The sequence below is a fragment of the Mesorhizobium sp. M7A.F.Ca.CA.004.04.2.1 genome (assembly GCF_004022825.1).
Classification (GTDB): Bacteria; Pseudomonadota; Alphaproteobacteria; order Rhizobiales; family Rhizobiaceae; genus Mesorhizobium.
In genome coordinates this window covers 1-7,544 of sequence record NZ_RZPH01000190.1, presented here as the reverse complement: position 1 = coordinate 7,544, position 7,544 = coordinate 1, and the positions used below count along the sequence as shown (strand labels likewise).

Annotated in this window: 7 protein-coding genes; all 7 read right to left on the bottom strand. The window is 62.6% G+C overall.

Annotation, left to right across the window (positions count from 1 at the left end):
- A partial coding sequence (locus EN893_RS11390) for an acyl-CoA dehydrogenase family protein (RefSeq protein ID WP_128361543.1) occupies positions 1–956 on the bottom strand: 956 nt, incomplete at its 3' end.
- Between the two features lie 24 nt (positions 957–980).
- Positions 981–1,787, bottom strand: a complete 807-nt coding sequence (locus EN893_RS11385; protein ID WP_127269595.1) for an ABC transporter ATP-binding protein — start codon at positions 1,785–1,787, stop codon at positions 981–983.
- A gap of 79 nt (positions 1,788–1,866) precedes the next feature.
- Positions 1,867–3,204, bottom strand: a complete 1,338-nt coding sequence (locus EN893_RS11380) for an ABC transporter substrate-binding protein (protein ID WP_127269594.1) — start codon at positions 3,202–3,204, stop codon at positions 1,867–1,869.
- A gap of 82 nt (positions 3,205–3,286) precedes the next feature.
- Positions 3,287–4,327 carry a branched-chain amino acid ABC transporter permease gene (locus EN893_RS11375; protein WP_127271918.1) on the bottom strand — a complete coding sequence of 347 codons (1,041 nt, stop codon included), beginning with the start codon at positions 4,325–4,327 and terminating at the stop codon, positions 3,287–3,289.
- A gap of 3 nt (positions 4,328–4,330) precedes the next feature.
- The gene (locus EN893_RS11370; protein ID WP_127271920.1) at positions 4,331–5,230 is read right to left on the bottom strand and encodes a branched-chain amino acid ABC transporter permease; all 900 of its coding nucleotides are present in this window, start codon (positions 5,228–5,230) and stop codon (positions 4,331–4,333) included.
- The gene (locus EN893_RS11365) at positions 5,227–6,162 is read right to left on the bottom strand and encodes an ABC transporter ATP-binding protein (RefSeq protein ID WP_127270762.1); all 936 of its coding nucleotides are present in this window, start codon (positions 6,160–6,162) and stop codon (positions 5,227–5,229) included. The genes EN893_RS11370 and EN893_RS11365 overlap by 4 nt, the downstream gene beginning before the upstream one ends.
- A gap of 112 nt (positions 6,163–6,274) precedes the next feature.
- Positions 6,275–7,378 carry a dimethylsulfone monooxygenase SfnG gene (gene sfnG / locus EN893_RS11360; RefSeq protein WP_127270760.1) on the bottom strand — a complete coding sequence of 368 codons (1,104 nt, stop codon included), beginning with the start codon at positions 7,376–7,378 and terminating at the stop codon, positions 6,275–6,277.
- Positions 7,379–7,544 lie beyond the last annotated feature (166 nt).

The window sequence follows — 7,544 nt, the reverse complement described above, 5'->3', positions numbered from 1 at the left end:
TTCTCCAGCAGCGCCTGCGCCGCGTGCAGGCGCAGCGTCAGGTCGCCGATGGCCTGAATGGTGTAGGGATCGTCCCAGGCGTTGTCGACGCCGCTGTCGATCCAGGCGCGGCTTTTGGTCCTGACGAAGCTGACGGTCTCGTCGATCGCCGCCTGGGCGATGCCGGTGTCGACCGCCACCTGGATGATCTGGAAGATGGCGCCGTCGGCGGTCGGCCTGTCGTAGCCCTTGTAGCCGGGTACCAGATGCGTCTTCGGCAACTTGACGTTGTCGATGATGACGGTGCCGGACAGCGTCGTGCGCTGGCCAAAGCTCGACCAGTCGTCGATGACGGTCAGTCCGGGTGCGCCGCGGTCGGCGATCGCATACCAGGCGCGGCCCTCGTCATCGAGCGCCACGATCGGCACCAGGTGGGCAAGCAGCGCGCCGGACGAATAGAATTTGCGGCCGCTGACAACCACATGATCGCCGGCATCGGTGAAGCGGGTCTCAAAATCGGCGGCGCGCTTGGAGCCGAACTCGGAAAAGGCGTTGCCGAACCGCGTGCCTTTCAACGCTTCGGCAAACAGCAGCTTCTGCTGGTCCGCGTCGGCCACGGTGCGGATGGCGGCTACAACGCCGAGATGGTTCTGGGCAACCTGGCCGATCGAGGAATCCGCCGCCGAGATGATCTCGATCACCTTCGCCAGCGTCGCATATGACACCTCCGGCCCACCGAATGCCTTTGGTACATTGATCGACCAAAGGCCGCTTTGCGAAAAGGCATCGAGTTCGGCGACCGGCCAGATCCGCTCGCGATCGCGTCGGGAGGAATCCTTGACGAATTCGGCGGCGAGCGCGTGGGCAATCGCAATCGCCTCCGCATCGTCCTTGATGATGTGCGCTGGCGCGGTCGGTCTTGCGACTGGCGGCACGGCGGCGGAAGCCTTGTCGGTTTTGACGGTCGAAACGGTCATTTCACTGCTCCTTGGGATTTTGGCTCAGGCAACGGCGTGGAGATGGGCGGGCTTGGTGGCGGGTGACACCTGTTGCCCGGGGGTTGATTGACCGAGATAGAAGGCTCTGATGTCCTCGCGCTGGCGAAGTTCGGCGGCAGCGCCAGCGAGCACGGAAACGCCGTTTTCGAGCACGGTGGCGTGGTCGGCGTATCTGAGCGCGACTGCCGAGTTCTGCTCGGCAACCAGGATCGACAGGCCGGTCTCACGGTTGAGTTTTTTCAAGCTCTGGAAGATGTCCTGGACGATGAGCGGGGCGAGTCCCATCGACGGTTCGTCGAGAACCAGCAAACGCGGTCGCGACATCAGCGCCCGGCCGATGGCGGTCATCTGCTGTTCACCGCCGGAGGTCAGGCCGGACAATGTCCGGCGCTTCTCCCTGAGGCGCGGGAAATAGCCGTAGATCCGCTCGAGGTCTTGATTGATCTCGGCGCGGCTCCCGCTGCGGCCGATGCCGCCGGCGATCAGATTCTCCTCGACGGTGAGGCTTTTGAAGCAGTGGCGGCCTTCCAGCACCTGGACCAGCCCGGCGCGCACCAGATCACCCGGTTTGCGGCGCGAGACATCGGACCCTTCATAGCGGATGGTGCCGGCATTGACCTGGCCACGTTCCGCCGGCAGCAGGTTGGAGACGGCCTTCAGCGTCGTGGTCTTCCCGGCGCCATTGGCTCCGAGCAACGCCAGGATCTGACCGCGCCTGAGCTCAAAGCTGACGCCGTGCAGCGCCGTGATGGCGTGGTTGTAGGTGGCATGGACCGCGTCCACGGCAAGAATGACGTCATCGTTCGGCATAGGCTGTTCTTTCGCGGTTCAAAAACCGAACAGGTCGGGCGCCACGGAAACTTGGTCCGCGACGCCCGGCACTGACTGATCAGTTGGTGGTCACAGCATTGGCATCGTCGGCGGTACGCAGCTTGATGCCCTTCTCGGCGGCGTAGGCCTCGGCGGACTTCTCGATGATCGGCCGCAGCAGCGCCCAGTCCGGCGCGATCCAGTCGGAGACGACGTTCCACTTCCTGCCGTCCCACTGCTGGAAGGTCACGTAGCCTTCGCCTTCGTGATTGTCCCAGCTGACATTGATCGAGTGGAACAGGTCCTTGGCGCCGAGCGCCTCGACCTTGGCCGGATCGAGCTTGAGATGCTCGAAGCCCCAGCGGACCTCGTCGCCGGTCAGCGCGCGATGGCCGAACTTCTCCTGCGCGACCCGGATCGCCTCGACATTGAGGATGCCGTTGACGATGCCGAGATTGTGGTAGACCGAGCCGATGCGCGCCTTGTCTTCAAGGTTACCCTTGCCGGCGCCATAGACCGTCTTCACGATCTCCTGCACCACCGGGTAGGAGTTGCCGGAAGCCTGCGTGGTGATGGCGGTGTAGCCCTTGGCGGCGTCGCCGGCGGGGATCACGTCCTCTTCGGAATTCGACCAGACATTGCCGACGATATGGTCGACGGGGAAGCCGACCTTGACCGCCGTCTTCAGCGCCACCGGGTTCATCACGCCCCAGCCGCGCAGGACGACGAAATCCGGCTTGGCGCGACGGATGGTCAGCCACTGCGACTGCTGCTCGTTGCCGGGATGCGGCACCTCGATCTGCTGCACGGTGAAGCCGTATTTCTGCGCCAGCAATTCATAGATCGGGATGGTTTCCTTGCCGTAGGGCGACCCGTGATAGAGCACGACGATCTTCTTGCCCTTCAGTCTGTCGATGCCGCCTTCCTTGGAGGCGATGTAGTTCACGATGCCTGATGTCTCACTGTAGGGATTGAGCAGCAGAGGGAAGACGTAGGGGAAAACGCGCCCATCTGTAGAATCGGTTCGGCCGTGATTGACGGTGATCAGCGGCACCTTGTCGGCGGTGATGCGATCGATCATGGCATAGGCGATGCCGACCGAGAGCGGGTTCCAGGCGGCGGCACCGGCATGGCTCTTCTGCCGCTCATAGCATTCGACACCACGCTCGACCTCATACTGGGTCTCGCATTCGTCCCAAGTCAGTTTGACGCCGTTGACGCCGCCGTCACGGATGTTGATGAGGTTGAGATAGTCGATGAAACCGCCGAAGAAGCCGGTGCCGCCGGCCGCATAAGGCCCGACGCGATAGCTCTGCAGCGGAAAATACTGTTCGTCGGCGTGCGCGGCCGGTAAGGCCACCGACACGATCATCGCCGCGGACAGCGCCGCCGCCTTGATTGTGCTGAGGAAAGTCATGGTCGAGATACTCCCGGTATGGGCCGTCTTGGGTTCGGCCCCTTGTTCATTTTCGGATTGGATTCATTTTCAATGCATCAGCTCAAGTCGACTGCCAGGCGAACAGGAGCCGTCTTCGGACCCTGTCCCACAGCGCCGCCAGCCCGTCGGGTTCAAGGATCAGAAACAGGATGATGAGCGCGCCCAGCACGATGCGCTGGCTCATGTCGAGCACGCCCGAGTCGAAGAGATCGCCAAGCAGGAAGCCGCCGAGGCGCGACAGAGCGAGTGGAAAGACCACGATGAGGGCGGCGCCGAAGAAGGCGCCGCGGATCGAAGCCAGACCACCGATGATGATGATGAACAGGATCTGGAACGACCGGTCGAGATCGAAGCCGTCCGGCTCGACGGTTCTGAGATAGGCGAAGGCCCAGATGACGCCGGCAACGCCAATGATGAAGGACGAGATGGCGAAGGCCAGAAGCTTGGTCTTCAGCACCGGAATGCCGATGATGCGGGCGGCGGTTTCATTGTCGCGGATGGCGATGAAGTTGCGCCCGGTCTGCGACGAGGCCAGCCTATAGGCAAGGAAGGTCAGCACCGTGACGATGGTCAGCGCGAACAAATAGCGGCCGATGGCGCCGTCGAGCGCGAAACCTGAAATCGACAGTCTCGGCGCGTCGATGACGCCGGACGCCGAGTTGTTGGAAAACCAGCTGAACTTGGTCAACGCCCATTGCACGAAGAACTGCGCGGCAAGGGTCGAAACCGCGAGATAAAAACCCTTCAGGCGCAGGCTCGGCAGGCCGAAAACGACGCCTATCGCGGCCGCCACTATGCCGGCCAGGAAGATGCTGCCGGCCAGCGGCAGGCCTTCGACACGCAGGTTGAAATTATAGGCGGCAAAGGCGCCGGCCGCCATGAAAGCAGCACTGCCAAGCGACACCTGGCCGGCATAGCCGGTCAGGATGTTCAAGCCCACGCCGGCAAGGCTGAGCGCCAGGAAAGGCAGCAGGATGGCCTCGAACAGATAGCTTGAGCCGATCAGCGGCACGACGCCGTAAGCGAAAGCGAGCAAAAGCACGGGCACGACCCATTTCGGCAGCACCGGCGCAGCGGCGAAATCGCTTGTTATCGCGGTCATCGTTCAGATCCTCTCGACGAGCTTCTGGCCGAACAGGCCGGAAGGGCGGATCAGCAGGAAGACGAGCGCGACGACATAGGCAAACCAGCTCTCTATGCCGCCGCCGAAATAGTCGCCGATATAGACTTCGGCGAGCTTCTCGCTGGCGCCGATCAAGAGGCCGCCGACGATGGCGCCGAGGATGGAATCGAAACCGCCGAGCACCAGCACCGGCAGCGCCTTGAGCACCACCAGCGACAGCGAGAACTGCACGCCGAGGCGTGCGCCCCACAGCAGTCCGGCCACCAGCGCGACGAGGCCGGCGGCGGCCCATACAGTGGCCCAGATCAGGGGTAGCCTGAGGCCGACCGCGAGTGCCGCGAACTGATCGTCGGCGACTGCGCGGAAGGAGAGGCCGATGCGGGTGTAGCGGAAGAACAGCGACAGCAAGAGGACCATGCCGGAAGCAACCACGGCCGCGAAAATATCGAACTGGCTGATCAGCACGCCGCCGATTTCCAGCGGCACATCCTCGATGCCGAGATCGAGGCCGTGGACCTGCGTGCCCCAGATCAGCTGGGCAGCGCCTTCGATGATGTAGGACAGGCCAAGCGTCGCCATGAACAGGGTGATCGGCGGCTTGTTGGTCAGTGGCCTGAGCACCGTGCGCTCGATGGCGATGCCGATCGCCACCATGATGGCGAAGGTGACCACCAGCGCCAGCGCGAAGGGAATGCCGCGCTCGACAAGGCTGACGAAGGTGAGTGCCGCAAACAGCAGCATCGCGCCTTGCGCGAAATTGAGCACGCCCGAGGTCTTGTAGATGAGCACGAAGCCGATCGCGACAAGCGAATACATGACGCCTGAGAGCAGGCCTCCGACGAGCACTTCGATGAAGAACTGGTAGTCGAAACCGGCGATCATATGCCTGCCCCGTCTTCATTGTCCGAGGCGACGCCGAGATAAGCATCGATGACGCGCTGGTCGTTCCTGACTTCATCGGGCGTGGCGTCGGCGATCTTGCGGCCGTAGTCGAGGACGGCGATTCGATCGGACAGACCCATGACGACGCCGACATCGTGCTCGATCAACACCACGGTGGTGGCGAAACGATCGCGCGCGGCACGGACGAAAGCCGCCATCTCGCTCTTTTCGCTCGCTGTCATGCCGGCCATCGGCTCGTCGAGCAAAAGCAGGCGCGGCTCGGCCACCAGAGCGCGGGCCAATTCGACACGCTTCTGCAGCCCATAAGGCAAGGTGCCGACAAGACGGTCGCGAATGGCGGTGAGATGGAGGAATTCGAGGACCTGTTCGGCACGGCTGCGTGAATCGCGCTGCTCGCCACGCGAGCGGCCGATGCCGAGCACCTGGCCGGCAAAGTTGGAGCGAACCTTGTAGGCAAGGCCAGAGGCGATATTGTCGAGGACGCTGAGGCCCTTGAACAGTGCAAGGTTCTGGAAGGTTCTGGCGACGCCGAGATGGGCCAGCCGCTGCGTCGGGACCTGGGCATAGAAGGTACCGTCGAGCTGGACATGGCCACGATCCGGCCTGTAGACGCCGCTGATGACGTTGATCAGCGAGCTCTTGCCGGCCCCGTTAGGGCCGATGATGGCACGGATCTCGCCTGGTAGAACCGACAGGTCGATATCGGCAAGTGCGACGACGCCGCCAAACGACAGGCTTATGCCCTGAAGCGCGAGCAAGGGAGAGGCGGCGTCGGCAACGGACCCTGCCGGCCAGGCGGCATCTTCGAACGACTGCTCCAACCGCAGGCCTGACGGCAAGCCGCGTGCAAAGACTTCCGGCGCATAGACCGAAGCGTCCATCACTCCGAGCGTATAACTGGGCAACGGCATTCCAATCGTCCTCGATTAGGCGCGCAAAATCCTATTGCCGCCCGACGGATCAGCGCGCCGGGCAAGCTTCATGTGTGCAGGCCGGCGCCTGCCCGGCGTGCCTATGGGGTGACTACTCCGCCGCCAGCGACGCCGCCGCCTCGGCATCTTCCAGTTCGCGAACGAGTGGGATGACATGCTTGCCGAAATACTCGACCTCTTCCTGGAAGTGCAGGAAACCGAGCAGGATGAGATCCGCACCCGCGCGCTTCAGGTCGACGACGCGTTGAGCGACCTGCCTGGGGGTGCCGATCAGGTTGGAGCGGAAGCCGTCATTGTACTGGACCAGGTCGTCGAAGGACGATTTCGCCCAATTGCCCTCACCTTCCGGCGAGGCCTTACCGGCGTTCTTGACCTCATGGCCGAAAGCATTGACCGCTTCGGGATTGGCCTTGGCGATGATTTCGGCGAGCACCGTCTTGGCCTCCTCCTCGGTCTCGCGAACGACAGCGAAAGCGTTGACGCCGACCTTGACGGAATGGTTGTTGGCCTTCGCCTTGGCCCTGAGGTCGTCGACCTGCTTGGCGATTTCAGCCGGCGTGTTGCCGTTGGTGAAGTACCAGTCCGAAACCCGTGATGCCATGTCGCGTGCGGCGCGCGACGAGCCACCCTGGAAGATTTCGGGCAGCGGCTGCGGCGGCTTCGGCTTCAGCGAATATTCGTTGAAGCGGTAGAAATCACCACGGAAGGTGAAGCTGTCTTCAGTCCATATTCCGCGCAGCGCACGAATGAATTCTTCCGAGCGGCGGTAGCGCTCGTCATGGTCGAGCCAATGCTCGCCAATGGCGTGGAACTCGCCGCGGAACCAGCCGGAGACAAGATTGATCGCGACGCGGCCGTTGGTCAGGTAGCTGATGGTGGCGATCTGCTTGGCCGCCAGCGCCGGGTTCCATGGCCCGGGCAGGATCGCGGCGATGACCTTGAGCGTGGTGGTCGCCGCCAGCAGATCATGGCTGAACGCCACCGATTCATGCTGTTCGTCGGCGCCGTAGCCAGCGGTGAAACGGATCTGGCTGAGCGCGTAGTCGAAGCCGGACCTCTCGGCGATCTGCGCCAGCTTGCGGTTATACTCGGCCGAATGGTTGGTGCGCTGCTCGATGTTGGAGATCACCAGGCCGCCCGAAACATTCGGCACCCAGTAGGCAAACTTGATCGCGTCGGTCTCTGCGTGTGCCATGAAATGTCTCCCATTCAGGCCGTGTCATTGATCGATCCGGCCGCAGCCGGACTTCGCCGATATTTATTATGTTTATAGAATAAATATACAAAGAAGGATTTTCCGTTTTTGGGGCACTCTTGGGGCGGAAATACCAATTTTCGCTGCCGAACCCGGCCTGCAGATG

What these genes read in the sequence shown, in the direction of transcription:
- EN893_RS11385 (WP_127269595.1), bottom strand. Translation starts at nt 1,787, where the DNA reads ATGCCGAACGATGACGTCATTCTTGCCGTGGACGCGGTCCATGCCACC.
- EN893_RS11380 (WP_127269594.1), bottom strand. Translation starts at nt 3,204, where the DNA reads ATGACTTTCCTCAGCACAATCAAGGCGGCGGCGCTGTCCGCGGCGATG.
- EN893_RS11375 (WP_127271918.1), bottom strand. Translation starts at nt 4,327, where the DNA reads ATGACCGCGATAACAAGCGATTTCGCCGCTGCGCCGGTGCTGCCGAAA.
- EN893_RS11370 (WP_127271920.1), bottom strand. Translation starts at nt 5,230, where the DNA reads ATGATCGCCGGTTTCGACTACCAGTTCTTCATCGAAGTGCTCGTCGGA.
- EN893_RS11365 (WP_127270762.1), bottom strand. Translation starts at nt 6,162, where the DNA reads ATGCCGTTGCCCAGTTATACGCTCGGAGTGATGGACGCTTCGGTCTAT.
- sfnG (WP_127270760.1), bottom strand. Translation starts at nt 7,378, where the DNA reads ATGGCACACGCAGAGACCGACGCGATCAAGTTTGCCTACTGGGTGCCG.